25 protein-coding genes and 1 other annotated feature are annotated in these 25,346 nt (G+C 40.4%); of the genes, 24 read left to right on the forward strand and 1 reads right to left on the reverse strand.

The window, feature by feature from the left end:
• Nucleotides 1-161: 161 nt before the first annotated feature.
• The 16 genes from J1C81_RS04455 to J1C81_RS04530 all read left to right on the forward strand — a co-directional run bounded on the left by J1C81_RS04455 (nt 162) and on the right by J1C81_RS04530 (nt 19,773).
• Nucleotides 162-1,436, forward strand: a complete 1,275-nt coding sequence (locus J1C81_RS04455) for a lipopolysaccharide biosynthesis protein (RefSeq protein ID WP_002895005.1) — start codon at nt 162-164, stop codon at nt 1,434-1,436.
• 7 nt (nt 1,437-1,443) lie between these two features.
• A complete protein-coding gene (locus J1C81_RS04460; RefSeq protein WP_002914795.1) occupies nt 1,444-2,391 on the forward strand; it encodes a glycosyltransferase family 2 protein in 948 nt (315 codons plus the stop codon).
• A gap of 26 nt (nt 2,392-2,417) precedes the next feature.
• A complete protein-coding gene (locus J1C81_RS04465) occupies nt 2,418-3,389 on the forward strand; it encodes a glycosyltransferase family 2 protein (protein ID WP_002895009.1) in 972 nt (323 codons plus the stop codon).
• Nucleotides 3,386-4,102: a glycosyltransferase family 2 protein gene (locus J1C81_RS04470; RefSeq protein WP_002914796.1), complete on the forward strand. Its 717-nt coding sequence runs from the start codon at nt 3,386-3,388 to the stop codon at nt 4,100-4,102. Before J1C81_RS04465 ends, J1C81_RS04470 begins: the two co-directional genes overlap by 4 nt.
• The gene (locus tag J1C81_RS04475) at nt 4,102-4,461 is read left to right on the forward strand and encodes a DUF2304 domain-containing protein (RefSeq protein ID WP_002912850.1); all 360 of its coding nucleotides are present in this window, start codon (nt 4,102-4,104) and stop codon (nt 4,459-4,461) included. Before J1C81_RS04470 ends, J1C81_RS04475 begins: the two co-directional genes overlap by 1 nt.
• Nucleotides 4,451-5,230: a glycosyltransferase family 2 protein gene (locus tag J1C81_RS04480; RefSeq protein ID WP_002914797.1), complete on the forward strand. Its 780-nt coding sequence runs from the start codon at nt 4,451-4,453 to the stop codon at nt 5,228-5,230. Before J1C81_RS04475 ends, J1C81_RS04480 begins: the two co-directional genes overlap by 11 nt.
• A 24-nt stretch (nt 5,231-5,254) precedes the next feature.
• Nucleotides 5,255-8,236: a rhamnan synthesis F family protein gene (locus J1C81_RS04485; RefSeq protein ID WP_002914798.1), complete on the forward strand. Its 2,982-nt coding sequence runs from the start codon at nt 5,255-5,257 to the stop codon at nt 8,234-8,236.
• On the forward strand, nt 8,223-9,530 hold the full coding sequence (locus J1C81_RS04490) for a DUF2142 domain-containing protein (RefSeq protein WP_002914799.1): 1,308 nt from the start codon (nt 8,223-8,225) through the stop codon (nt 9,528-9,530). Before J1C81_RS04485 ends, J1C81_RS04490 begins: the two co-directional genes overlap by 14 nt.
• Nucleotides 9,531-9,533: 3 nt before the next feature.
• Nucleotides 9,534-10,781 (forward strand): glycosyltransferase family 4 protein, encoded by a 1,248-nt coding sequence (locus J1C81_RS04495; RefSeq protein ID WP_002914800.1) that lies wholly within the window; start codon nt 9,534-9,536, stop codon nt 10,779-10,781.
• A 113-nt stretch (nt 10,782-10,894) separates the two neighbouring features.
• Nucleotides 10,895-12,043, forward strand: a complete 1,149-nt coding sequence (gene cps2T, locus J1C81_RS04500) for a beta 1-4 rhamnosyltransferase Cps2T (protein ID WP_002914801.1) — start codon at nt 10,895-10,897, stop codon at nt 12,041-12,043.
• Nucleotides 12,040-12,975, forward strand: coding sequence for a glycosyltransferase family 2 protein (locus J1C81_RS04505; protein WP_002914802.1), 936 nt, complete (start codon nt 12,040-12,042; stop codon nt 12,973-12,975). Before cps2T ends, J1C81_RS04505 begins: the two co-directional genes overlap by 4 nt.
• A 5-nt stretch (nt 12,976-12,980) precedes the next feature.
• Complete coding sequence (locus J1C81_RS04510; RefSeq protein WP_002914803.1) at nt 12,981-13,787, forward strand: ABC transporter permease; 807 nt, start codon at nt 12,981-12,983, stop codon at nt 13,785-13,787.
• Complete coding sequence (locus J1C81_RS04515) at nt 13,787-14,992, forward strand: ABC transporter ATP-binding protein (protein ID WP_002914804.1); 1,206 nt, start codon at nt 13,787-13,789, stop codon at nt 14,990-14,992. Before J1C81_RS04510 ends, J1C81_RS04515 begins: the two co-directional genes overlap by 1 nt.
• Before the next feature lie 16 nt (nt 14,993-15,008).
• On the forward strand, nt 15,009-16,679 hold the full coding sequence (locus J1C81_RS04520; protein ID WP_002914805.1) for a rhamnan synthesis F family protein: 1,671 nt from the start codon (nt 15,009-15,011) through the stop codon (nt 16,677-16,679).
• Nucleotides 16,680-16,736: 57 nt separating this feature from the next.
• A complete protein-coding gene (locus J1C81_RS04525) occupies nt 16,737-19,205 on the forward strand; it encodes an LTA synthase family protein (protein ID WP_002914806.1) in 2,469 nt (822 codons plus the stop codon).
• Nucleotides 19,206-19,284: 79 nt separating this feature from the next.
• Nucleotides 19,285-19,773, forward strand: coding sequence for an EbsA family protein (locus J1C81_RS04530; protein ID WP_002914807.1), 489 nt, complete (start codon nt 19,285-19,287; stop codon nt 19,771-19,773).
• Here the strand turns inward: J1C81_RS04530 and J1C81_RS04535 are convergent.
• Entirely contained in the window at nt 19,770-19,967 is a 198-nt protein-coding gene (locus tag J1C81_RS04535; RefSeq protein ID WP_295345912.1) for a ferredoxin, read from the reverse strand. The two genes, J1C81_RS04530 and J1C81_RS04535, sit on opposite strands and share 4 nt — an antisense overlap.
• A gap of 45 nt (nt 19,968-20,012) precedes the next feature.
• Between J1C81_RS04535 and J1C81_RS04540 the strand changes: the two genes are divergently transcribed.
• From J1C81_RS04540 to metK, 8 genes are all read left to right on the forward strand, one after another.
• Nucleotides 20,013-20,450 carry an SAG1386/EF1546 family surface-associated protein gene (locus J1C81_RS04540; protein ID WP_002914810.1) on the forward strand — a complete coding sequence of 146 codons (438 nt, stop codon included), beginning with the start codon at nt 20,013-20,015 and terminating at the stop codon, nt 20,448-20,450.
• A 9-nt stretch (nt 20,451-20,459) separates the two neighbouring features.
• Nucleotides 20,460-21,137, forward strand: coding sequence for a (d)CMP kinase (cmk, locus tag J1C81_RS04545; RefSeq protein WP_002914825.1), 678 nt, complete (start codon nt 20,460-20,462; stop codon nt 21,135-21,137).
• A 26-nt stretch (nt 21,138-21,163) separates the two neighbouring features.
• Nucleotides 21,164-21,294, forward strand: a sequence feature (ribosomal protein L20 leader region).
• Nucleotides 21,295-21,310: 16 nt separating this feature from the next.
• A complete protein-coding gene (infC, locus tag J1C81_RS04550) occupies nt 21,311-21,841 on the forward strand; it encodes a translation initiation factor IF-3 (RefSeq protein WP_002895037.1) in 531 nt (176 codons plus the stop codon).
• Between the two features lie 33 nt (nt 21,842-21,874).
• The gene (rpmI, locus tag J1C81_RS04555; RefSeq protein WP_002895038.1) at nt 21,875-22,075 is read left to right on the forward strand and encodes a 50S ribosomal protein L35; all 201 of its coding nucleotides are present in this window, start codon (nt 21,875-21,877) and stop codon (nt 22,073-22,075) included.
• Nucleotides 22,076-22,119: 44 nt separating this feature from the next.
• Complete coding sequence (gene rplT, locus J1C81_RS04560; RefSeq protein WP_000124830.1) at nt 22,120-22,479, forward strand: 50S ribosomal protein L20; 360 nt, start codon at nt 22,120-22,122, stop codon at nt 22,477-22,479.
• A 217-nt stretch (nt 22,480-22,696) separates the two neighbouring features.
• Nucleotides 22,697-23,164: a deoxycytidylate deaminase gene (locus J1C81_RS04565; protein ID WP_002914826.1), complete on the forward strand. Its 468-nt coding sequence runs from the start codon at nt 22,697-22,699 to the stop codon at nt 23,162-23,164.
• A 33-nt stretch (nt 23,165-23,197) separates the two neighbouring features.
• Nucleotides 23,198-23,812 carry a tetratricopeptide repeat protein gene (locus J1C81_RS04570; RefSeq protein WP_002914827.1) on the forward strand — a complete coding sequence of 205 codons (615 nt, stop codon included), beginning with the start codon at nt 23,198-23,200 and terminating at the stop codon, nt 23,810-23,812.
• Between the two features lie 343 nt (nt 23,813-24,155).
• Nucleotides 24,156-25,346, forward strand: coding sequence for a methionine adenosyltransferase (metK, locus tag J1C81_RS04575; protein ID WP_002914828.1), 1,191 nt, complete (start codon nt 24,156-24,158; stop codon nt 25,344-25,346).

The raw sequence follows: 25,346 nt of genomic DNA on the forward strand, positions 1-25,346 counted from the left end.
CTTGAAGATGATTTAGGAAACGGAAAAAGAAGAAGTATAGATATAAGCTTGATAGAAGTTTTCCCCTTTTTAATTAGGTTGGGGAGAAATGAGTATCTAGTACCCTAAGGATACTTTTTTTACAGGAATTTATGGTATAATTGGATAAAGTTTTATTTATAATGAAAGAGAGTTTGATTATATTGAAAGTGGTATCGCCACAAAAGATTTTCTTTTGGAATATTCTTGGCAGCCTGTCTTCAGCAGCTGTATCTGTTATTTTATTATTTATAGTTACTCGGACTTTATCTAGTGAGTCAGCTGACTTATATAGTTTTTCTTATGCAATTGCGAATTTACTAGTTATTGTTGCGGGGTTTCAAGTTCGAGATTTTCAAGCAACAGATATTAAAGAAAAATATTCTTTTGATGCATATTTGACTACTAGATTTCTAACTAATATTTTAATGATATTAATTTTATTAGGTTATTTAATTTTAAATTCTTCTACTCATGAAAATTTTTGGATTATATTTTGGGTATCTTTTTTCAGAGTTAGCGAAGCGCTGTCTGATGTATTTCAAGGTTTATTTCAGCAAAAAGAACGATTAGATATAGCTGGTCAATCATTATTTTTTAGAAATATGATTTCAACAATAACATTTGCTGTTCTGTTATTATTTTCTAAAAATCTTCTTTTATCTATTGTTTTTCAAACACTCACCTCTTTCATAGTAGTTCTTTTTTTTGATTTTCCAAAATCTAAGTTGTTTCATCGTATTAATATCTCTACAGTAAAGCTAAAAGATATTTATAGTATTTTAAAGGACTGCTTACCTTTATTTATAAATGCTTTTTTATTAGTTTCAATCTATAACCAACCTAAGTATGCATTAAACGATATTTTTAATAGAGGATTGATTGAAGCGGGAGTACAGAGAGACTTTAGTATTTTATTCACTCCAATTTTTGCAATGAATCTAATGATTGTTTTTTTACGCCCTATGGTTACACAACTAGCAATTTTCAAAGAAGAGAATAAAATTTCTCATTTTATTACGTATAAAAATAACTTGTTTAAAATTTTATGGGGAACAAGTGTTTTGATTTGTCTTGGTGGGACGATTGTTGCCATACCTATTTTAAATATCATTTATGGGACAAGGTTGGATCAATATCAAATTAGTTTCGTCATTCTTTTGTTAGGTGGTATTGCTAGTACGTTTTCTACAGTATGTGATAATATTTTAACTGTTTTTAGAAAACATCATTATTTAGTCATTTCATTCTTAGCGGGGTATCTTGTATCCATTCTTACAGCTGAACCACTAGTATCCCAATACGGAATTTTTGGAGCCTCTTTGTCTTTTCTTATCTCTATGATTGCTTGGTTGAGTGTCTCGCTGATTATTTATTTTATGACGAATCCATATACTTTTTTGAGAAGGAAAAAATAAGGAACTTATGAAATTTTCAATTATTATACCTGCCTATAATGTAGCGGATTATTTGGAAAAATGTGTTAAGAGTGTCTTAATTCAAGAATTTAAAGATTATGAAATTTTAATCATAAATGATGGGTCAACTGACGCTACTGCAATAGTCGCTGATAAATTGTCTGTGGAGAATACCAATAAAGTAAGGGTGTTAAATCAAACAAATGGTGGAGCTTCAAAAGCAAGAAATACAGGTATTGAGTCTGCTCGGGGAGAGTACTTATTGTTTTTAGATGGTGATGACTTTTGGAGTGATCAACACTTTTTGAATCAACTTGATGAAATAACTACAGAATGCGTTGATGATGTTATCGTTTTTGGCTACAGTTATTTTTATGATGATAGAATTATAGATTTCCCTATATCTATGTTTGAGGAAAATATTTTAAAAGCTACTTGCTTTGGAATATTTAATGGTCCAAATTGGAATAAGTGTGTATCGAAAAAATTATTTCAAAACGGCCTGAAATTTCCAGAGGGAATGGTATCTGAGGATAGTTTATATTGTTCTCGGATTTTAAAAATGACAAAGAAATTTTCAATTCTTAATAGTACTCAATACATGTATCGACAGAACCGCAAAGGAAGTTTGACTAATGTCGTGAAAGAAAAAAATGTTCAAGATACTCTTGAAGGAATCAGGATGGGACTTTCTGACTTGAAAAACTATTCAGTTGAAATTCAAAAAGCCTTAAATATCTATTTTGCAATCTCTTTTATCTCTATATTACCTTATGTAAATCAATACATTGATAATTTTAAAATTAAAGAGTTGCTTTATCAGTATAAGTATTTGCTACAGTATGCAAAATATATAGAGAACCGAGCATTTAAATTAACAGGCCTAGTAGCCAAGTTATTGGGGATAAAATTTTCAATAAAACTATTTCCTGTTTTATTGAAGTTTTATAAATAGAGCGGATTAGTTATGAAAGGAAAAATATGTCTAAACCAGCTATTTCAGTTATTATTCCAGTTTATAATGCACAAGACGGGATTAAACGCTGTGTAGATTCTCTTTTGAATCAATCGTTTAAGAATTTTGAAATTATTCTTCTGAACGATGGTTCGAAAGATAACTCTTTAAATATTTTAAAAGAATATGAATTGAAGTATAGTTTTGTAAGAGTAATTGACAAACAAAATGAAGGAGTTGCAGTAACTAGAAATAAGGGGATTCTTCTAGCTGAGGGAGAATATACTATGTTCATGGATAATGATGATTTTGTTGATAGTGATTACATTGAAACTTTTTATCAGGCTATCCATGAGAAAAATTTAGACTTGGTTATTGGTGGGTACAAACGTGTCAATCAGGATAACCAGATTATCTTTAGTCAAGATATACAGCAGTCAGAGTGGTCCAAGTATATTATAATGGCTCCTTGGGCCAAAGTTTACCGCACCGAGTTCTTGAAAACGAACAATCTAGAATTTTTTGACTATGGTATAGGAGAAGATATCATTTTTAACCTAGCTGCCTATAAGACAACAGATAAAATAGGATTGTTAGACTATAAAGGATATAATTGGTATTACAATAATAAGAGTATTTCTAACACTTCTCAGAGAGGTTTTTCTCCTAAAATTGATATTTTAGTTCTTTTTTCAAAAATATTAGAGCTGGGTAAGCCATCTGAGCTAGTAGTATACTACTTGAAAAGATATTATGTTTGGTATTTGCTTTTTTCTGGGAGAGCCTCATCAAATCAGGAGTTTATTCATCAGTATATTAGGATCAAGGAATGGTTAAAAGAGAATAAACTCATCAGTACTATCTCTCCGTTGTCTAAGAAGGTTCAGGGCGAAAGGTTTCAGACTAAAATTTCACTTATTGTTTTTTTGAGCATAGAGAAGTTAAGGTTAGTTCCATTATTTGCTAAAATTTATTGTAAAGGGAAGAAAGATAATTGAAAGTTTTAATGATAATTCCTGCTTATAATGAGGAAGAAAGTATTTTAAATACGATTATGAGCATTGTAGAATATCGGAAGAAAGTTGATTTTGACTTAGACTACGTAGTTATCAATGATGGGTCAGTTGATAGAACCAAGGATATTTTGGACAGCCATCATCTGAATGCTATTCATTTGGTTATGAATTTAGGGATTGGCGGAGCTGTTCAGACGGGTTATAAGTATGCTCTTGAGAAGGATTATGATGTGGCCGTACAGTTTGATGGAGATGGTCAGCATGATATTGAGTCGCTGGATGCTTTGCTGGAGCCTATTCGTCGTCAGCAGGCTGATTTGGTTGTTGGTTCTCGTTTTATCGGTGACAAGTCTTCGGAATTTCAGACGACTTTTATGCGGCGTTTTGGCATTACCATTATTTCAGCTTTTATTAAATTAACAACAGGCAAAAGGATTCTGGATACCACGTCAGGCTATCGTTTGGCCAATCGTGACATTATTCGACAATTCGCTGCGCGCTATCCTATAAAATATCCTGAGCCAGAATCGATTGTCCATATCTTGAAGCGGAAATATAAAGTGGTGGAAGCACCAGCCAATATGTTTGAACGTGCAGGAGGAGTCTCTTCAATTACTCCGATTAAGTCCATTCGCTATATGATTGAAGTTTGCTCTTCGATCTTGATTGCTGCTTTTATGAAAGAGAGTGAATAATGTCCATTTTGTCTATTGTTATGCTAGTGGCTTCAGTCCTATTCCTGTATTTTGTCTTTCGGAATATCAATCAAAACAATATTTTGTTTGAGCAAGCCTTTATGTGGATTATTATTGGCTTCGTTCTGATTGTTATTTCTATTTTTGATTGGATTCCCGTTTCGATTGCCAAATTGTTAGGCTTTGAGTTGACCTCAAACTTTGTCATGTCCTTGGCCATCTTTTTCCTGCTGGTTATTGTTTTTTTACATACTATTTCCATTTCCAAACAAAAGGAGCAAATCAAGCAGTTGGTGCAAGAACTGTCCATCATGAAGCAAAGAATGTCCAAGTTAGAGAGTGAAAAAGATGAAAAATAACCATACCTGGGTGATTTGCGCCTATGGCGAAAGTGAATTTTTAGAAGCTTGTATCCTGTCTCTGCAAGCCCAAACCTTGTCATCAAAGATTATCTGCTATAGCTCAACACCGTTGGATTCAATCAAGCAGCTGTGCCAGAAGTACGGTATTCCTTTTTACACGAAAGAAGGCGGTGGTATCGGTAAGGACTGGAATAATGCCCTTACCTTTGTTGAGACTTCTTATGCTACCATTGCTCATCAGGATGACTACTATGAGCCAACTTATCTAGAAGTAGTGATGCAAAAAATAGAGCAGTCGAAGGACATTCTCATTGCCTATACAGACTATTTTGAAGAGAAAAATGGAGTTAAAATTCCGGCTAATACCAATCTGAAAATCAAGACTCTCATGCTTAAAACCTTGAATCTGATGCCATCCAGTCGTTTTTGGAGAAATCGGGTTCTAGCTTTTGGCAATCCCATTTCCTGTCCGGCGGTGACATACAATTTAGAGGCATTAAGGGATTTTCGATTTGATGAGGAAATGCGCGTGAGTCTGGATTGGTACGCTTGGTACAAGATTAGCGCCTATAAGGGTCGCTTTGCTTATATTTCTGAGAAGCTTATGTGCCACCGGATTCATGGAGAGTCGGAAACAACCAAGACTATTTCAGATAATACTCGGACCAAAGAGGACTTGTTTATGTATCAACTTTTCTGGCCAAAGTGGGTGGCTAATCTGATAAATAGAGCATACATGAAGAGTCAAGATGCTAACTCAAACTAATAGAGTTATTTACAAGGAAAGTATATGAAAGATTTAATATCTGTTGTTGTAACTTGTTACAACCATCAAGATTATATTGAACAGTGTTTGCGCAGTATTTTTGCTCAGACCTATCGAAATATTGAGTTACTGGTATTGGATGATGGCTCCTCTGACTATTCTGCTGAAATCATAGAGGCTGTCTTGGCGGATTCCCCTTTTCCGACTCAGTTTGAAAGCCACGAAAATATGGGGGTTGTCAAGACAAGAAACAAGGCTTTGCAGCAAATTCAAGGCACTTATTTTATTTTTGTGGATAGTGACGATTTTCTGGATTCAGACTATGTTGAGAGCTTCTACACAACCATGGTGCAAGAGGAAGCAGATATTGTCTATGGGGATTTGTATGATCCTGATAAAAAGGAGTTTTACCTTAAATCACGGCCCTATGACAAGCTAGCTTTCTTAACAGAGAATTATATTTCCAACTGTTCCCTCATTCGTCGTTCGGTTGCTGATGGTATTTATTATGATGAAGCGCTGAATCGTGAAAAACTGGAGGACTATGATTTCCTTTTAAACTTAATTATCAATCAAGGAGCGAGACCAGTTTATGATGCAAAAACAAAGCTGAATTACCGGGTCTTTGATAAGGAATCAATCTCTAAACGGGATTCTACGAGATATCATTACGAAATGTATCTGAAAATCTTGCGTAAGTATGTGAGAAAGATACCAGATGAAATATATCAAGCTTTGGGCAAGAACATATTTACTCTGGAAGGCCGTTTGGATGAACTGATTCAGCATATGGATAAAGTGAACGACTATGTTCTTGAACTGCAGGAGGATCAGCGACAGTTACATAAAAATCTAGATTCTCTGAAATCCAGACTGAGAACGATAAAGGAACAGCGAGATGAGGCTATTCAGGAGCAGTTTCGTATTCGCCGATCTATTTCCTATCGGCTGGGGAATGGTGTGATTACCCCATTGAAACGTCTGGCTCGATTAGTCAAAAATCCTCGCAGTATCAAAGCTGTTTTAAGTCGGATTAAGCAACAGTTGATTCGTCTAAAACGTCAAGTTAAGTCTCCTAAAGTTTATTATTATCAATGGCTGCGGAACTCTCAAAGGGAAAAAGCTCTTGCTTCAGTTTCAAGCGGCGAAAAAGTCTTAATTTATGTCATTTTTGAATCCGAGCCTCGCTTGCAGCAGTATAAGGTTATCTTTTTAGAAAAATTAGCAACTTTGGCTGATAAGACTCTCATCGTCGTTAACGGCGGACTGGCTGCAGAGGATTTAGAAACTTTAGAGCAGTATGGGCAAGTCTTGGTGCGGGATAATACCGGCTATGATACAGCAGCTTTTCGTGAAGGCATTCTTTCCTTAGGAAAGGAAAAGCTGCAGCATTGCTCTCAGCTGATGCTCGTCAATGACACCAATATCGGACCTATGAGTGATCTGGCGGCTGTCTTTCAAACTATGGTTGGCCGAAATCTTGATTTTTGGGGAATTTCCTATGGTGAAACTCAGGAAGATATCACTGGTTTTAACCGCTATGGTTACATTCCCAACCACCTACAGTCTTATTTTTTGGTGATTGAGCCTTTGCTGCTTCAGTCCGAAGAATTTTACGACTATTGGGAAGTGCTGACTGACACGGATTCACGGGAAGAAGCTATCGGAAAGCATGAAACGACTTTTACCAAGTACTTTGCTGACTTGGGCTATCGTTACGATGCCTTGGTTCACGAAAATCGGGATTCGGCTATGTATATTCATCCATTAAGGATGTTAAAGGCGGGCAGTCCTCTGATTAAGTATACTTCTTTGAAGAATTATGATGATCAGCAGTTTTTATGGCAGGGTCTGGGAAGAGAGTCAGAGGTTCCTGATGTATTGGACTATGTTCGGGAGAAGACAGACTACCCAGTGGAGATTCTTGAGAACATTGTTCAAAAATTTAAAGCGGTGCCTCGTGATCAATACATTCTCATCATTGACGGTGTAGAGAATATCATTCCGCAGTGTACGCGCTACCGTGTTCTCAATAAGGCAGAGCAGCTTAGAAAGAATGGCTTTGCTGTGAAAGTGGTCAATGCGTCTGAGTTTAGTCTGGCTCAGGCCCAGTATGCTAGCCACATCATTATCTACCGCGCTCCTTGGTCCGCCCAGCTCCAGCTTTTATGCGATTTGGCTCGGGAGGAGCATAAGCCAGTCTATTTTGATATTGATGATTTGGTCTTTGATACCCTTTATACGGATCAGCTTAGCTATACCCAAGGTTTGTCTGAGAAGGAAAAGGGCAATTACGATGCTGGTGTCAAGAATTACGGGAAAATGCTGGCGGCTTGTGATGGGGCGATTACCTCCACTAATCAGCTAAAAGAGGAATTGCTCAAATACAAGGACTCCGTCCTGCTGAATCGTAATCTGGCGTCCAGCGAATTGATTGCGGTTAGCTCGCAGTTCTTGAAGGAAGACTTTGGTGCAGACGACAGAATCAAAATCGGCTATTTCTCTGGCTCTATCAGCCACAATGAAAATTTTGAGCTCATCAAGCCGTCTATCAAAGAAGTTCTTGACAACTACCCAACCGTTGAGCTTCATATTGTAGGGCACTTGGATATCCCGCAGGATATGAAACAATATTCGCGGCGTATTATCGTCCATGACTATGTGGACTGGAATGCCTTGCCTCAGCTGATTAGTCAGGTTGATATTAATCTAGCTCCACTGGTTGACTCAGTCTTTAATCGGGCTAAGTCAGAAATCAAGTGGATAGAAGCAGCTCTAGTCAAGGTGCCAACGATTGCCAGTCATATCGGTGCCTTTGCAGACATGATGATAGACGGTCAGACGGGACTTTTGGCTAAAGATAGTGAATGGAAAGAAAAGCTAGAAAGCCTGATTCTTTCTGCGGATTTACGTAGAGAACTGGCAGAGAACGCCTACGCTTTTGTATTAGAAAATTGCAGTTTAGATAAAAAAGATGAAATGGTGACTTATTTTGAAAAGAAATAAAGAAGTAAAAGTTGAGAATATTTTCTTATTATTGGCAAGTATCTTTGTCTTGACTTTTATGATTGCACAGCCGATTAATCGGGTGCCTGATGAGACCAATCACGCTCGTATGACATGGGAAATCTTCCATAAACCGACCAGTCGAACATATAAATGGATGGACAAAATCCCATCCACTCCGAATGTTTCGCCGGCTGAGTACAAGCAGCTGTTTTCAGAGAAGATAGATCTGGCGCAAGAAGAGTTTGCCTTTGGCTTTAATCTCAAGGCTATCTCTTTCCTGCCTCAGCTACTAGGTATGACCTTGGGAAGCATGCTTTATCCGTCAGTAGGCTTCATCGTGATGATGGGGCGGTTCTTTAATGCCTTGGCATATATCATCGGAGTTTATTTGCTGATTAAATACTTCAAATATGGCAAAAAAGCTCTGCTTTTCCTATCTCTTTTGCCTATTATGGTCCAGCAAGCAGCTTCTCTCTCTTACGATGTGATGAACTACCTGGAAATTATGTTGGCGGTTGGCTTTTTGACCAATATTGCCTACCATAAGAAATTCACTAATAGAAATATACTGGAGCTTTTGGTGATTTCTATAGGACTCTTTGTCACCAAACCGAATAATGTCCTTTTATTAGGCTTGCTGCCTTTTGTTGACTTTGAGTTTGAAGGATTCCTTGCGGTTCTGAACAAGCCTTTTCTTGCAACCAAAGCTTTTGTAGCTCGTTATCGCCCTATCTTCTATGTACTTGGCTTTTCAGCTTTCTTTCTTGCCTTGCATCTGGCATTTCGCAATCAGGGAGGGCTCTTGCACTATGGCCAAGTCTTGCTGAATACGCTCTTTAAGCAAAGTGTTAATGGCGACTTGAATACAATTTTGACAATCGGTATGTTTGGTTTTTTGGGAAATTTTACTATCCAGCTGCCGCTTTGGCTGATTTTTATCGATGTGGCAGTTTTGGCGCTTATCTTTTTGCAGTCGCAGAAGGATTTTATGACCAAGGGCTACGCAGTCATGTCGCGTTATCTGTTTCTGGTTCAAGTGATTGCTGTTGTGTCAATTATGTATCTGCAGTGGACACCCATTGTCCTCGGTAAAGGTGCCATGATATCAGTTGGTGCTCAGGGACGTTATTTTACACCCTTCTTAATCTTACTGCTACCAACTGTTGCTAATCTAGGGACCTTGGACATTAAAGACAGGGTGGTGAATCGAATGATGGTTGGGACTCTGGTAGCTAACTTCTTGGTTTCCCTCTACTTGATGGTGCCCTTTTATTGGAATGTACTAGGATAAGCTATGAAAAAAAAGATATTATTCATTTCGCCGACTGGAACGCTGGATAATGGAGCTGAAATCTCTATTGTCAATTTGATGGAATACTTGGTCCAGACGGGCCATCAGGTTATCAATGCGATTCCGGATTATCATGTAGCCGTTCAGCAGGACTATATATCCAGCTTGGCTGCCTTGGCTATTGAGACTATAGCCTTGCCGTCAGTTAAATGGTGGTGGGAGGATGCGCCTGGTGGCCTGCCAGATAGTCCTGAGACTATAGCTCGGTCATATCAGGATAATACCTCAGCGCTCAGAAAGATACTAACGGAGCGAAAGATTGATTTGGTTATTACCAATACGGTCAATATGTTTCAAGGTGCAGTGGCAGCGGCCTGCGAGGATGTTCCGCATTTCTGGCTGATTCATGAATTTCCTGACGGAGAGTTTGGCTACTATAAGGAAAAGCTAGATTTTATCAGTGATTATTCACAGGAAATATTTGCAGTTAGAGGTGCCTTGCAGAGACAGTTACAGGAGCTGCTGCCAGACAGAAAAGTCTTGTCTTTTGCCCCTTTTACGAAAATTCATCCTACTAATACAGGAGAAAGGGATGGAGCCGAAAGGCGTATTGTGTCAGTCGGACGTTTGACAGAGCGGAAAAATCAATTAGAATTGATAAAGGCCTATAACCAGCTATCTCAGCCAAAACCGGCCTTAGTTTTTATCGGTGCCTGGGATGAGGAGTACAAAAAAAGATGCGATACTTATATCTCTGAACACCAGATAAAAAATATTAGTTTCCTGGGACACAAGGACAATCCTTGGGCAGAGGTGACGGCAGCAGATCTTGCGGTATTTCCTTCTGCAATGGAAACTTTTGGCTTAGTCTATATTGAAGCGATTATGAATGGCCTTCCGACCATTTTGTCGGACAATCCTGGTCATCTATCTGCCTATGAAATCTTTGAAGAAGGCCAGCTGTATTCATCTGGTAATATCGAGGGGTTGGCTGATAAGATAAACATTGCCTTGGCAAACTTTGAGGGATTAAAAGACCAGTCGGTGGCCAATCTTGGCAAAATCCAAGAGCGCTACTCGGTTCAGAGTGTTTACCAAAACTTATTGGATAAGATTGAAAATACTGAAATGTATCAGGCTAACTCTTTGCGCCATGTCAAGTGCTTATTGGATACAAATTTACCTTCTCAACAAGCCAGCTCTTTCTTACGCAAAGTGAAAAATAAGCTGTTTTCTGGTAGAAGAGGTTAAAGAAAGAAAAGGACAAGTTCAGCCGTGGCTCTACCTGTCCTTTTTGTATTATACAAACACACTAGAAAGTGGTATAATAGAATGGATTGTAAAATCTTGAATTGAGGGAAATCATGAAACATGTCTTCATCATTGGGAGTCGGGGACTTCCTGCCAAATATGGAGGATTTGAAACCTTTGTCGAAAAATTGACAGAGCATCAAATCTCTTCTCAAATCCAGTATCATGTGGCTTGCTTATCAGATGATGAAGCTTTTCATCATTTTGACTACAAGGGAGTTGACTGTTTTACAGTCAAGCCACCTAAGCTTGGCCCAGCCCGCGTAATTGCCTATGATATGATGGCTGTCTCCTATGCCCTCAAGTTTGCTAAAAAAGAGCGGATTGAACAGCCTATTTTCTATATTCTTGGAAATACGATTGGTGCTTTTATCTTTCCCTTTGCTCGTCGTATCCATCAGGCAGGCGGTAAATTCTTTATCAATCCTGACGGGTTGGAGTGGAAGCGGGCCAAATGGTCCAAGCTAGTTCAAACCTATCTCAAGTATTCTGAAAAGGTCATGACTAAGCATGCAGACTTGGTTATTGCGGATAATCAAGGCATCGAAAGCTATATTCAAAAAGCTTATCCTTGGTCTAAAACGACCTGTATCGCTTATGGAACCGACCTTTATCTGTCCAATCTGACGGAAAACGAAGGCAAGGTCAGGGTCTTCTTTGAAAAGTGGGCTAGTAAGGAAAAAGCTTATTACCTCATTGTCGGACGCTTCGTTCCGGAAAACAACTATGAAACCATCATTCAAGAATTTATGAAATCCAAAACCCAACGTGACTTGCTGATTATCTGCAATCATGAGGGCAATCCCTATTTTGAAGAACTCAAGCAGAAAACGGGCTTTGACCGTGATTCTCGCATTAAGTTTGTCGGTACGGTCTACGATCAAAATCTGCTCAAATATATCCGTAATCATGCTTTTGCGTACATACATGGACATGAGGTTGGTGGGACCAATCCGGGACTCTTGGAAGCTCTGGCTCAGACAGATGCCAATCTGGTGCTAGATGTGGACTTCAATCGGAAGGTAGCAAAAGAAACGGCTCTGTACTGGCAAAAAGAATCTGGCCAGCTGGCCCAGCTGATTGACCGAGTAGATGCGCAAACAGATTTTACGGAGCTAGGTCAAGCCGCCAAAGAAAATATGAAAGAAAACTACACCTGGGAAAAAATTGTGGGTGAATACGAGGATTTATTTTTATCATGAAAGTGACCATTCTTCTGTCCACCTATAATGGGGAGCAGTTTCTGTCCGAGCAGATTAAGAGTATCCAAGAGCAGACATACAGGGATTGGCAGCTGCTGATTCGTGATGATGGCTCTACAGATGGGACGCGGGCAGTCATCGAGGACTTTTGCCGCAAGGATGACCGCATTGCCTTTATCAATCGGGAAAATCCACAAAATCTGGGTGTCATTCAGAGTTTTCATAGCTTGCTTCAATACCAAGATTCGGATTTCTATCTCTTTAGCGACCAAGATGACGTTTGGCTGCCAGACAAGATTGCCATGCAATTGGCTGAGGCAGACAAATATGATAGCAGTCAGCCCTTACTGGTTTATACTGACTTGAAGGTCGTGGATCAAGAGCTACAGGTTGTTCATGAAAGTATGATTCGCACTCAGTCAGATCACGCTAATACAGAACTAGTCCAAGAGTTGACGGAGAATACAGTGACGGGTGGTGTTTCTATGATAAATCGCGCCTTGGCCCAACTTTGGACTGGGAAGGAAGAGCATGAACTGCTCATGCACGACTGGTATCTGGGCTTGCTGGCTGCGGCTTTTGGAACGTTGGTCTATATTGACAAGCCGGGTGAGCTCTATCGGCAGCATTCGAATAATGTGTTGGGAGCTCGAACGCTCAGAAAACGCGTAAAAAACTGGGTGCGTCCCCATGTTCTTTTTGCCAAATATTGGAAATTGATAAAAGACAGTCAGACTCAGGCTAGAAATTTGCTGGTCCTGCCGCTGACTGCTGAAAATAGAGAGTTAATTGAGAACTTTGTGACCATTATGGAGGCGCCTTTTAAGGAGCGCTGGCGCAGGATTCGCCAGTATGGCTACCGTAAAAACCGTGCTTTTCATACCCTTGTTTTTACGAGCCTCATTCTCACAAAGTTTGCTTATAAGGAGTAATATTCATGGATTTTTTTAGTAAAAAAAATCGTATTCTTTTGAAAGAATTAATCAAGACGGATTTTAAGTTGCGTTATCAAGGGTCTTTGGTCGGTTATCTTTGGTCGATTTTGAAGCCATTGATGATGTTTACTATCATGTATCTGGTCTTTGTCCGCTTTTTGCGCTTTGATGACGGAACGCCCCACTATACAGTAGGACTCTTGCTGGGGATGGTCTTCTGGTCTTTCTTTACCGAAGCCACCAATATGGGCATGCTTTCCATCGTTTCTCGGGGAGATTTGCTTCGTAAATTAAACTTTCCCAAGCATACCATTGTCATTTCATCGGTTCTTGGAGCGGCAATCAATTTTCTGATTAATCTGGTCGTTGTTTTCCTTTTCGCCTTGATCAATCAGGTGGAATTCGGCTTGCATACGCTAGTGATTATTCCTCTTTTTCTGGAGGTATTGGTTTTGGCAATGGGCTGTGCCCTCATGCTGTCTTCCTTGTTTGTGAAGTATCGGGATATTGGACCGATTTGGGAAGTGGCACTTCAAGCAGGAATGTATGCTAGTCCTATTATTTACTCTCTGACCTTTCTTTTGCAGCGGAAGCAATTCTTTGTCGCTAAAATTATGATGCTCAATCCGATTGCTCAGATGCTGCAGGATATGCGCCATTTCATTGTTGCTCCTGTTAATGTCAGAGGCTGGGATATTGTGAATAACAAACTAATCGCCCTCATCCCTTACTTGATTCCTTTTGTGATATTGGCTCTAGGTTTGTTCTTCTTTAATAAAAATGCTAAGAGATTTGCGGAGATTTTATAATGTCAAATAATATTGCAGTAAAAGTCGACCATGTAAGTAAATTCTTTCGATTGCCTACTGAGGCTACTCAGAGTTTGAGAACCAGTCTGGTCAATCGTTTTAAGGGGATCAAAGGCTACAAAGAACAGCATGTTTTGAAAGATATTTCCTTTGAGGTCGAAAAGGGTGACTTCTACGGTATTGTCGGCCGCAATGGCTCTGGTAAGTCCACCCTCCTTAAAATTATCTCTGAGATTTATATTCCGGAGAAAGGCAAGGTAACTATTGATGGTAAGTTGGTTTCCTTTATTGAGCTGGGTGTCGGATTCAATCCAGAACTAACTGGCCGCGAAAATGTCTATATGAACGGTGCCATGCTGGGATTCTCAACAGAAGAAGTAGACGCCATGTACGATGATATCGTGGAGTTTGCTGAGCTGGGCGAGTTTATGAACCAAAAACTTAAGAATTATTCCAGCGGTATGCAAGTGCGTCTGGCCTTTTCAGTGGCCATCAAGGCTCAGGGTGATATTCTGATTTTGGACGAGGTCTTGGCTGTCGGGGACGAAGCCTTTCAGCGTAAGTGTAATGACTACTTTAAAGATCGTAAGGAATCAGGTAAGACGACCATTCTGGTGACCCATGACATGGGAGCTGTTAAAAAATATTGTAATAAGGCTGTCTTGATTGAAAATGGCTTGGTCAAGGCTATTGGCAATCCAGATGATGTGGCCAACCAGTACAGTCTGGACAATGCGACTGAAACAAAAGCCATGAACGAAGGATTCCAGGTTGAGAATGCAGCAGTCTCTGATTTGAAGGTTAAGCTCTTGCATTCGCCTCAGATTTCACCTGAACAAGAAATTGAATTTGAAATTTCTTATCAGGTAAATCAAGACCTTCCGACCTATGTTTCCTTTTCTCTGACAGATATCGATCGAACTATCTGGCTTTACAATGATAATTCCATGGATCAGCCAACAGAAGGACCTGGACAGAAGCGCTTGACTTATAAGTGTCATGTGACACAGATAAATAACGCTAAGTTAAAACTGCAGGTTTCAGTGCGGGATCAGGAAGAACAGATTTTAGCCTTTGCAGACTCTCAGAACAACCCTGTTATCTTAGTCAATCGCCAGGATATTAAGGATGACGATGTCTCTGCTAAGGATTCTGCCACTGGCTTAATCCAGCGTAATGGCAGTTGGAAGATTTCTCAATCATAAAGAATAAGGTATTTTCATGGAACGAATATTACTCTATGTTCATTTCAATAAATGCAATCATATAAGCGGTCATGTCTTCTATCAATTGGAGCAGCTAAAGCCGCTTTTTTCTAAGATTCTTTTTATTTCAAATAGTCCTTTGAGCAATGAGGACAAATGCCGGCTGAGAGAAGACTTGGGAATTTCTGACTTGCTTGAGCGGGATAACCGAGGCTTTGATTTTGCAGCTTGGCGTGATGGTATGAACTGGCTGGGTTTTGACGCTTTGCAGAACTCAGACTCCCTGACTCTCATGAACGACACTTGCTTTGGTCCACTATGGGATTTGGCGCCCATTTATCAGCGCTTAGAAGAGGATTCGCAAGTCGATTTTTGGGGAATGACTAATTTTCGCAAGACCAGATACTTTGAAGAACACCTGCAGAGCTACTTTGTCACCTTTAAGCAGTCAGTTCTCAAAGACAAGTCTTTCCGTGAATTTTGGTCTCAGGTAGAAGATTTTACTGACGTTCAAGATGTGATAGACCATTACGAGACCCAGTTTACCAAACGTTTTGTAGAGGCAGGATTCAAATATCAAGCTCTCCTTGATACCCGTCAGGAAGAAGCAGGAGAATTGGTTCATCCAGATTTTTCATACTATAAGCCTCTTAGGATTCTGGAAGCAAAGATTCCTTTTCTAAAGGTGAAGGCTCTCACGGGCAATCCTTTTTTGGCTAGGTATTTGCTGGAAGATCTTGAAACCAACTCATCCTATCCAACTTCGCTTATTAGGGAACACCTGTTCTATCATTTTGGTCCAGACCTTCCTTGTTTGCTGCAGGACAAGTATTTGTCTCAGGCAACTTCGAACTATCGGACAGATCAGCCTGTCCTCCTGCATATTCATGTAACGGATTTTCCTATTTTTCAGCAGTATCAGGACAAGCTATTCTCTCTGTCGTCTCAGTATCAGTATTTAGTGACTGTAACGCAGCCAGAAATGCTGAAACAGCTGCAGACAACTCTGGCTCATCTGGGCGATAAAGTTCAGCTTGTACTAAGCCAGAAATCTCATGCCTGGCTTGCCATGCTGGAGCAGAAGGAAATTCTGCAAGACTATGCTTATATCGGCCATCTATCTACTCATAGAATAATGGAAAATCAGGCTGTTTTTGACCAAGCTATGCGCTCTGATTTGATAAATATGATGGTTTATTATGCAGATACAAGCATAGAAGCGCTAGAGCAGGAGTCTGCTGTAGGGCTGGTTATTCCAGATTTGCCGCGCCTAGTCAGAGATGGCTTGTTTGAGTCAGAACCGCCGCGTCCAAGGCTGGCTGCTATCTGGCAGGAAGCTGGTTTGCATAAGTCTTTTGACTTTATGACTCCCCCTTCTCTAACGAGAGTCTATGGTGGCTTTGTATGGTTTAAATACTCTGCTTTGGCTAGTTTGTTCCAGATGAAGAGTTTAGAAAGCTTGCCATCCTCTGAGCAGGAGCTGTCTGATGTTTTAGAGCATTTATTGGTTTATCTAGCTTGGGACAGTCATTATGATTTCAAGATTATGCCCTTATCTTCCCTCCCCTCTTTACTGGACTGGCAGAGGAAAAAGGCAGAGTTGACCGAGCAAAAAGAAAAATTAAGTCAGAAAAATTTATCTCAAAAGATTAGAAATCGTTTGTCCAATCTTTTAAAGAAAAAGTGAGATTCTTAATTCACAAAAAATCTCGCTAGAGAATTTAACTATTTACCAGAAAGAAAAATGAAATTTTTACTCAACCACTATAAGCAGTTCTCATACCTGCTGATTAGTTTTTTACTTTTAGATATAGTCGCTGTCACGACAGTTTTACTCTTGGAGGAAGGCGAAGATTTTCGGAGCTATCCAGCCTTGTGGCTGGCCTTTCTGATGTTGCTTCCTCTTTTGTTTGGCTTGGGCAAGCTTTTGTCTCAGCTCTTCAGCAAAAGATTTTTCCTATGGTCAGCTATTATTTACGCTCTTTATACAGGATTTTCTTACTTACTGACAGTAACGCAGCATGTCAATGATTTTGAGTTCAAAGCAGATCGAGTTTTCAGCAATCATTTTTGGCAGTTTAACTCCCTGCCTGGCTTGCTTTTGATTTTCTTATTTGCGTATATTTTTATCCATTTTCCAAAGCTTAAAAAACGCTTCCCGGGTAAGTTTTTGCAGGTTACCAAGAAAAATAGAGAGGTACTGGAAAATCTTTTTCTGTCCCAATTCTTTCTATTTCTTGCTTTGATGGACGATAAGATGCCGGAATTGCTGCATCACCAAAGCTATTTAGTGAATTTCCTTGAGGAAGGCAAGTTGGATATAACGCAGAACTTTATGCTAACTCTCCTCTGCCTTATCGCACTTATCTTTATCCTGCTTTCTCTCCCCAGCTTTCTAGCTGTTAAGGGATTGCGTGATCTCGCTCAGAATAAAGCCAGTGTTTCTGTTGCTTTTGTGTTGAGTGCAGTCTTTGCTCTTGTCTTTAACTATACTATCCAAAATAGTATCCGAGGAGACGTGATTGTTTTGGATCAGTATCTTTTCACTGGAGCCAGTCTCTTTCAAATCATCGTCTTTTTCATGATTTTTATGGCTCTTTACCTGATTTTCAATCATTTTCTCCTGCCAACCATGCTGATAACAGCGCTAGTAGTGGTTGCTACCATAGCCAGCAGTCTGAAATTCCAGTATCGCCAAGAGCCAATATTGCCTAGTGATATGGTCTGGCTGAGAAATCCCAAGACCCTCTTTGACTTTCTCGGAGGCAATTATGGATTTTATGCTATCTTGGGACTAGTTGCTTTAGGCGCTCTCTACTGGTATTTGCGTAAGAAAATCTTGCCAGGAAAGCTTATTACCGTTCTTAAATATCAGCTCCTCTTGCTAGTCCTGCCTCTGGTCTTTTTCTTGGGAGTCATGGATATATTCGCCACTAAAAAGAATGGCAAGGTAGTAGAGAATATCCCAGTCATTTCGGTATTGAATAATTACCATGACCTGACATGGATGGGAAATACTGTCAATTCACAGCTGCGCTCTCTTTCCTTTGTCTGGTTTTCACAGATGTCGGATACAACCATGATTGAGCCGCGTGGCTATTCTAAGGAAAAGATTCAAGAGATAGAAAAAAAGTATAAGAATATTGCAGAATCTATTAACAAAGAACGCCAGAATAAAATCGAAGATCAAACGGTAATTTATCTTCTGAGTGAAAGTTTTTCTGACCCTGCTCGGGTTGACGGCGTTACTATGTCTGAAAATCCTATTCCTTATATCCAGGAAGTTAAAACTCGCACCACCAGTGGACTGATGAAGTCAGACGGCTATGGTGGAGGAACAGCCAACATGGAGTTTCAAACTCTGACTGGTTTGCCTTTTTATAATCTGTCTCCATCTATTTCGGTTCTCTATACTGAAATTGTCCCGAGGATGAATAGATTCCCTTCCATTAGTGATGCTTATTCATCTAAGAATCGGACAGTAATCCATCTGGCCTCCCCTAGCAATTATGCCAGAAATGTTATTTACCAGGATTTGGGATTTGATACCTTTATTCACTATGGCACTAAAGGCCTGAAAGGTGATAATATAGGTGGTAATTACAGCGATCAAACGACTTATAATCAAGTCTTGGAGCATTTGAATGGCAAGCAGGGACAGTTTTTCTCTGTCATGACTATGCAGAACCACATGCCTTGGAGTGAGCCCAATCCTGTCTACATGTCTGCAAGCTATCCTGACTTTAGCAAGGAAGGGAACGAATCTCTTTCCAGCTATGTCAGAATGCTTTACCATACAGATCAGGCGACCAAGGATTTTCTTGAGAAGCTTTCAAAGGTAGATAAAAAGGTAACAGTCGTCTTTTATGGAGATCATCTGCCAGGTCTCTATCCTCAGTCAGCCTTTAAAGAAGATCCAGAAAGCCAATATCTGACAGATTATTTCGTTTGGAGCAATTATGAAAGTCCTAAACTTGATTATCCAAGAGTCAATTCTAGCGATTTCTCCGCTCTCTTACTGGAGCAGACAAATTCCAAAGTATCACCTTACTATGCTTTATTAACAGAAGTATTGCATAAGGCTAGTGTAGATAAAAAGGAATTGGACGAAGAAGCACAAGAAATAGCAGATGATTTGAAACTGATTGAGTATGATATGGTCAGAGGCAAGGGCTACTTGTCTGATAGCTTCTTTAAGACAGCAAAATCATAAATAAAAAAATAGAATAGGCAAGTCTACCTGTTCTATTTTTTCTTAATTTATGCTAAACTAGTAGTATGGGGGTGTGAGCATGATAAAGATTTTCGGTAAGGTTCGCTATCACTGGCAGCCAGATGTAGCTATCCTGATAATATATTGGTCTTTATCGGTCATTCCGATTTTTGTTGGCCTGGCTTTGATGTATGAAAGCTCACGAGTGCCGACTCTTGTTCTATTTTCTTTCTTCTTGTTCATGGTTTTGCTGGGCATAGGAGTTCATCGTTATTTTACCATTTATGACGATGGAACCTTGCGAATTATCACAGCCAATCCCTTTACTCCGATAAAGGTCAAGATTTCAGATATTGAAAAAGTCGAAGTGACTAAGACGTCTATTACCTTATATTTTAAAGGGCAGAGCCGCAGCCGGACTTTTTGTATGCGCAAGTGGCCTAAGAAATATTTTGTCAATGCCCTGGCCCTTAATGAGTATTTTAAGGGTGAGGTAGAATTAGTAGATAATTTTACCCATATTGACTATTTTGAAGCTTACTATGGCAGTCAGTCCAAAAAATCCTAGTCTTTCAAAAGAGCTCGGGTTGGGCAGTTTTTGATGGCTTCCACGACATCGGGATCCTCAGCGATTTCCTTTTCTAGGAGCTGGTCGTCCTGGTAAAATTTGACGATGCCATTGTCATGATAGTCAAAAAGATCAGAGTAGGTTTGACAAAGCCCACAGGCAATGCACCGTTCGGGAATGAGTGTTACTTTCATACCCATATTGTAATAAGATTTTAAGAAAAACTCAAGGAGGAAGTCATGGAAAAAGAACCATGGGAAGAAGATGTATACGATAACGGAGAAGATAAGCTGAAACGAACCAAGAAATTTAGCGCCTTGAATGCAGACCGTTTGTTGACCATATTAACCATTATTTTCTGTATTTTAGTGGTTGCGGTGGTGTGCTTCCTGACCTATCTGTCTACTGGGGGAAGTAATAGACAGACCCAAATGGAAGGTTTTTACGGCACTTCAGCAGCAAGTTCCAGCAGTGAAGCGTCTTCTATAGCAGAGCAGACGGCGGCAAATACCACAGAATCATCTGAAGGAACTTTGACGGTTCAGCCTGGTGAAGGTGAGGCAGCCATTGCGGCGCGTGCAGGTATTTCTATTGCCAAGCTTGAACAGCTTAACCCTTCTCATATGTCCACTGGTTCTTGGTATGCCAATCCAGGTGACGTTGTGAAGATTGAGTAGGAGCCAGCTATGAAACAGATTCAAATTGCGATTGACGGTCCAGCTTCCAGTGGAAAATCGACCGTTGCCAAGATTATTGCTAAGGATTTTGGCTATACTTATTTAGATACAGGAGCCATGTATCGGGCTGCAACCTATTTGGCTCTGCGGCATCATCTAACAGAAGCAGATGCCACTGAAATTGTAGACTTGCTCAATAATCATTCGGTCAGTTTTGGTCGAGCGGAAGATGGCGAGCAGTTGGTCTTTGTCGGAGATGTAGATGTGACTCACCCAATTCGAGAAAATGATGTTACCAATAACGTTTCGTGGGTATCTGCCATTCCTCAAGTCCGTGAGAAACTGGTGGCCTTGCAGCAGCAAATTGCAGCTCAGGGAGGGATTGTCATGGATGGCCGTGATATTGGAACGGTTGTCTTGCCTCAGGCTGAGCTCAAGATTTATCTGGTTGCTTCCGTTGACGAAAGAGCTGAGCGCCGTTACAAGGAAAATCTATCGAAAGGCATTCCTGCTGACTTGGAGAAACTGAAAGAAGAAATTGCAGAGCGGGATTATAAGGACAGTCACCGCGAGGTTTCGCCATTGAGACCGGCAGACGATGCCCTTCATTTTGATACCACGGGTGTTGGTATTTCTGAAGTTGTTGCATTTATCGAAGAAAAAGCGAAAAAAATCATTGACAAATAAAATGAAACTTGGTATGATAATAGAGTTGAGAAAAGCAGAAGTGAGAGCTTCTCGCCTTGCGACTAACGTTGTCTGGCTCTACAGGATTCAGTTTCAGAAATGAAATACTATCGTGTAGTGCGGGTTTGCGTTAGCAGGTCCGCACTTGTTTTTCTCTAAAAATAAAAAAAGAGGTGAAAACCATAGCAAAACAAGACTTATTCATCAATGATGAAATTCGTGTGCGTGAAGTTCGCTTGATCGGTCTTGACGGCGAACAATTAGGTATTAAACCGCTGAGCGAAGCGCAGTCTCTTGCGGATGAAGCAAATGTCGATTTGGTCCTGATTCAGCCACAAGCTAAACCACCTGTTGCAAAAATTATGGACTACGGTAAGTTCAAATTTGAGTACCAGAAAAAACAAAAAGAACAACGCAAGAAACAAAGTGTTGTTACTGTGAAGGAAGTCCGTCTGAGTCCAACCATTGACAAGGGAGACTTTGACACTAAACTTCGCAACGCACGCAAGTTCCTTGAAAAAGGGAATAAAATTAAGGTATCTATCCGCTTCAAAGGCCGGATGATTACCCACAAAGAAATCGGGGCTAAAGTTTTAGCAGATTTTGCTGAAGCGACTCAAGATGTTGCTATTATTGAGCAAAAGCCTAAGATGGATGGACGTCAGATGTTCATGCAGATGGCGCCAATTCCTGACAAAAAATAGATTGTCAGAAAGACAGAAAAAGGAGAAAACATTATGCCAAAACAAAAAACACACCGCGCATCAGCTAAACGTTTCAAACGTACAGGTTCTGGTGGCTTGAAACGTTTCCGTGCTTACACTTCTCACCGTTTCCACGGAAAGACTAAGAAACAACGCCGTCATCTTCGCAAAGCAGGAATGGTGCATGCAGGAGATTTCAAGCGTATCAAAGCAATGCTTACAGGTCTGAAATAAGAACTACTGTAACGATTATCTAGGAAATATTGGAGGAAATATAAATGGCACGTGTTAAAGGTGGCGTTGTATCACGCAAACGCCGTAAACGTATTTTAAAATTAGCTAAAGGTTACTATGGAGCAAAACATATCTTGTTCCGTACTGCAAAAGAGCAAGTAATGAACTCTTACTACTATGCATACCGTGACCGTCGTCAGAAAAAACGTGATTTCCGCAAACTTTGGATCACTCGTATCAATGCGGCAGCTCGTTTGAACGGACTTTCATACTCACAATTGATGCATGGTTTGAAGTTGGCTGAAATCGAAGTGAACCGTAAAATGTTGGCTGACTTGGCTGTTAACGATGCAGCAGCTTTCACAGCTCTTGCAGACGCAGCTAAAGCTAAGCTTGGTAAATAATTAAAATAAGAACTGAGGATTTCCTTGGTTCTTTTTCGATAACTCTTAATGAAAAGTTTGAAGAGAGAAATAGCCTGCCATGCCACTTATAGTATAGATAAAGGCTTGTTACTGATAAGACAGCTTTCATGATAAAGCTAGTTAAAAATAGGGATTTGCGATATAATAGAAAAAACAGACATTTATGTAAATAAAAAATCAGTAGAATGGAGAAATTATGTCAGAGAATCGTTTAGCTTGGGATCAGTATTTTGCGGCTCAGGCTCTCTTAATCGCTAATCGCTCAACCTGTAAGCGAGCCAAGGTTGGCGCTGTATTGGTCAAGGATAATAAGGTTATTTCAACTGGTTACAATGGCTCAGTTTCAGGGACTGAGCACTGTATTGACCATGAATGCTTGGTCATTGATGGTCACTGCGTACGGACCTTGCATGCTGAGGTCAATGCCATTTTGCAAGGAGCAGAGCGGGGAGTTCCCAAGGGATTTACGGCTTATGTGACTCATTTTCCCTGCCTCAACTGTACCAAGCAATTGCTTCAGGTCGGCTGCAAACGGGTGGTCTACATCAACCAATATCGCATAGATGACTATGCTCAATATCTCTACAAGGAGAAAGAGGTGGAATTAGTTCATCTGCCGCTGGATGATGTCAAGCAGGCTATCGCTCAGACCGATTTGGTTTAGGCGAGAAGTTCTGGAGGTAAAAGGAGACGGCGGATGGATGAGAAATTGGCAGTCGCTTGGCAGCATTTCTTTGAAGGACAGTTAAATAAGGCCGAAGAACTAGAGCAGCAGCTGGTAAAAGATTCCTTTAGCCGCTGGAATTTGCGGGCTTATCTAGCTGTAGAAAGGCAGGATTATCAGAACGCTTTTGCAAATTTAGAGGCTTATCTGATTCAGGCTCAGAAAGAAAGTGATAGAGAAAATGAGCATATCGCTTATCATCAGCTAGCTTATGTTGCTAGATCTGCGGGAGATTTTTGTCAAGCTTTAGAGTGGATTGAAAAAGAAGCTGCTTTCCTAGCGAAGTATTTCCCAGATGACCATTATCGTCAATCAGTTAATCTCTATGAGCTAGGCTATCTAAATCTTAAATTAGGCCGATTGACTCAAGCACAGGAGTTTATGCGAAAGGCGCATATCTATGCTAAGGAGTCAGATGATGTAGTAAACCATGCATGTATTTGCCGAGGCTTAGGTGAAATTGCTCAAGCTTTGGGAAATCTCCAAGAAGCAAGAACCAACTTTGTGGCTGCTATCAAACTTTTTGACCAAGCTGGTGATGCTATCGGTAAGGCGGAAGTTGAAGAGTTGTTAGCAGGCTGCCCTTAGTTTGTCATTGCAATAAAGTTATAGTTTTCGGCTATAGCTTTTTCTATTTAAAAAATTCTGAATTTTTTAGCGAAAAGTGGTATAATGAAGAAGTTATATAGTCCCGATAAGATGGTAGGAAACTTCTATCAGTACTTTGTAACTCGCAAACAATGACGGCTCCAAAAGTCGCACGTCATTCTACGGTTGCCGCTATTCTGCGGTCAACCTATGCGTCTTACTAGCTTCAGAAATAAAAAGGTATTGTTTTTATTTCTTTCGCGTCGTAACTCGCAGGTGACAAGATTTTCATTATTTTGGAGTTTGTTTATTTGTTTAATATTTTTTAAGGGGGGACATTTCTATGTCAGAACGTAAACTTTTCACGTCTGAATCTGTATCGGAGGGACATCCCGATAAGATTGCAGACCAAATTTCCGATGCTATTTTGGATGCTGTCTTGAGTCAGGATCCAGATGCCCATGTGGCTGCCGAAACAGCCGTTTATACAGGCTCGGTTCATGTTTTTGGTGAAATTTCGACCACAGCTTATGTAGATATTAACCGTGTGGTTCGTGATACCATTGCAGAGATTGGCTACACCAATACAGAGTATGGATTTTCAGCCGAGACAGTCGGTGTGCATCCGTCTTTGGTAGAGCAGTCGCCAGATATTGCTCAGGGTGTCAATGAAGCTTTGGAGGTTCGTGGGAATATAGACCAAGATCCATTGGACTTGATTGGTGCTGGAGACCAGGGGCTTATGTTTGGCTTTGCAGTGGATGAAACGCCAGAGCTCATGCCGCTTCCTATCTCGCTCAGTCACAAGCTAGTCCGTCGATTGGCAGAGTTGCGCAAATCAGGAGAGATTGCCTATCTGCGTCCAGATGCTAAGTCACAGGTGACCGTTGAGTATGATGAAAATGACCAGCCTGTACGCGTGGATACAGTGGTTATTTCGACCCAACATGACCCAGAAGTGACCAATGAAGAGATTCATCGTGATGTGATTGAAAAGGTAATTAAAGCAGTTATTCCAGCCCAGTATTTGGATCAGCAGACAAAATTCTTCATCAATCCGACTGGCCGTTTTGTAATTGGCGGTCCGCAAGGGGACTCTGGCTTGACTGGCCGCAAGATTATTGTGGATACTTACGGAGGTTATGCTCGTCACGGCGGCGGTGCCTTCTCTGGTAAGGATGCGACCAAGGTCGACCGCTCAGCTTCATACGCAGCTCGCTACATTGCTAAAAATATCGTGGCTGCTGGACTGGCCAAGAAAGCAGAAGTGCAGCTAGCCTATGCCATTGGTGTGGCTCAGCCGGTTTCTGTACGGATTGATACTTTTGGAACTGGTACTGTTGCAGAAAGCAAATTGCAGGAAGCTGTTCGTCAGATTTTTGATCTGCGTCCAGCCGGTATCATTCAAATGCTGGATCTGAAACGTCCGATCTATCGTCAGACGGCAGCTTATGGCCACATGGGTAGGACAGACATTGACCTGCCTTGGGAAAAGTTGGATAGGGTGGACGCTTTGAAAGCAGCAGTGTGGTAA

It is taken from the genome of Streptococcus sanguinis (assembly GCF_050225395.1).
In the GTDB taxonomy this organism is placed as follows: domain Bacteria; phylum Bacillota; class Bacilli; order Lactobacillales; family Streptococcaceae; genus Streptococcus.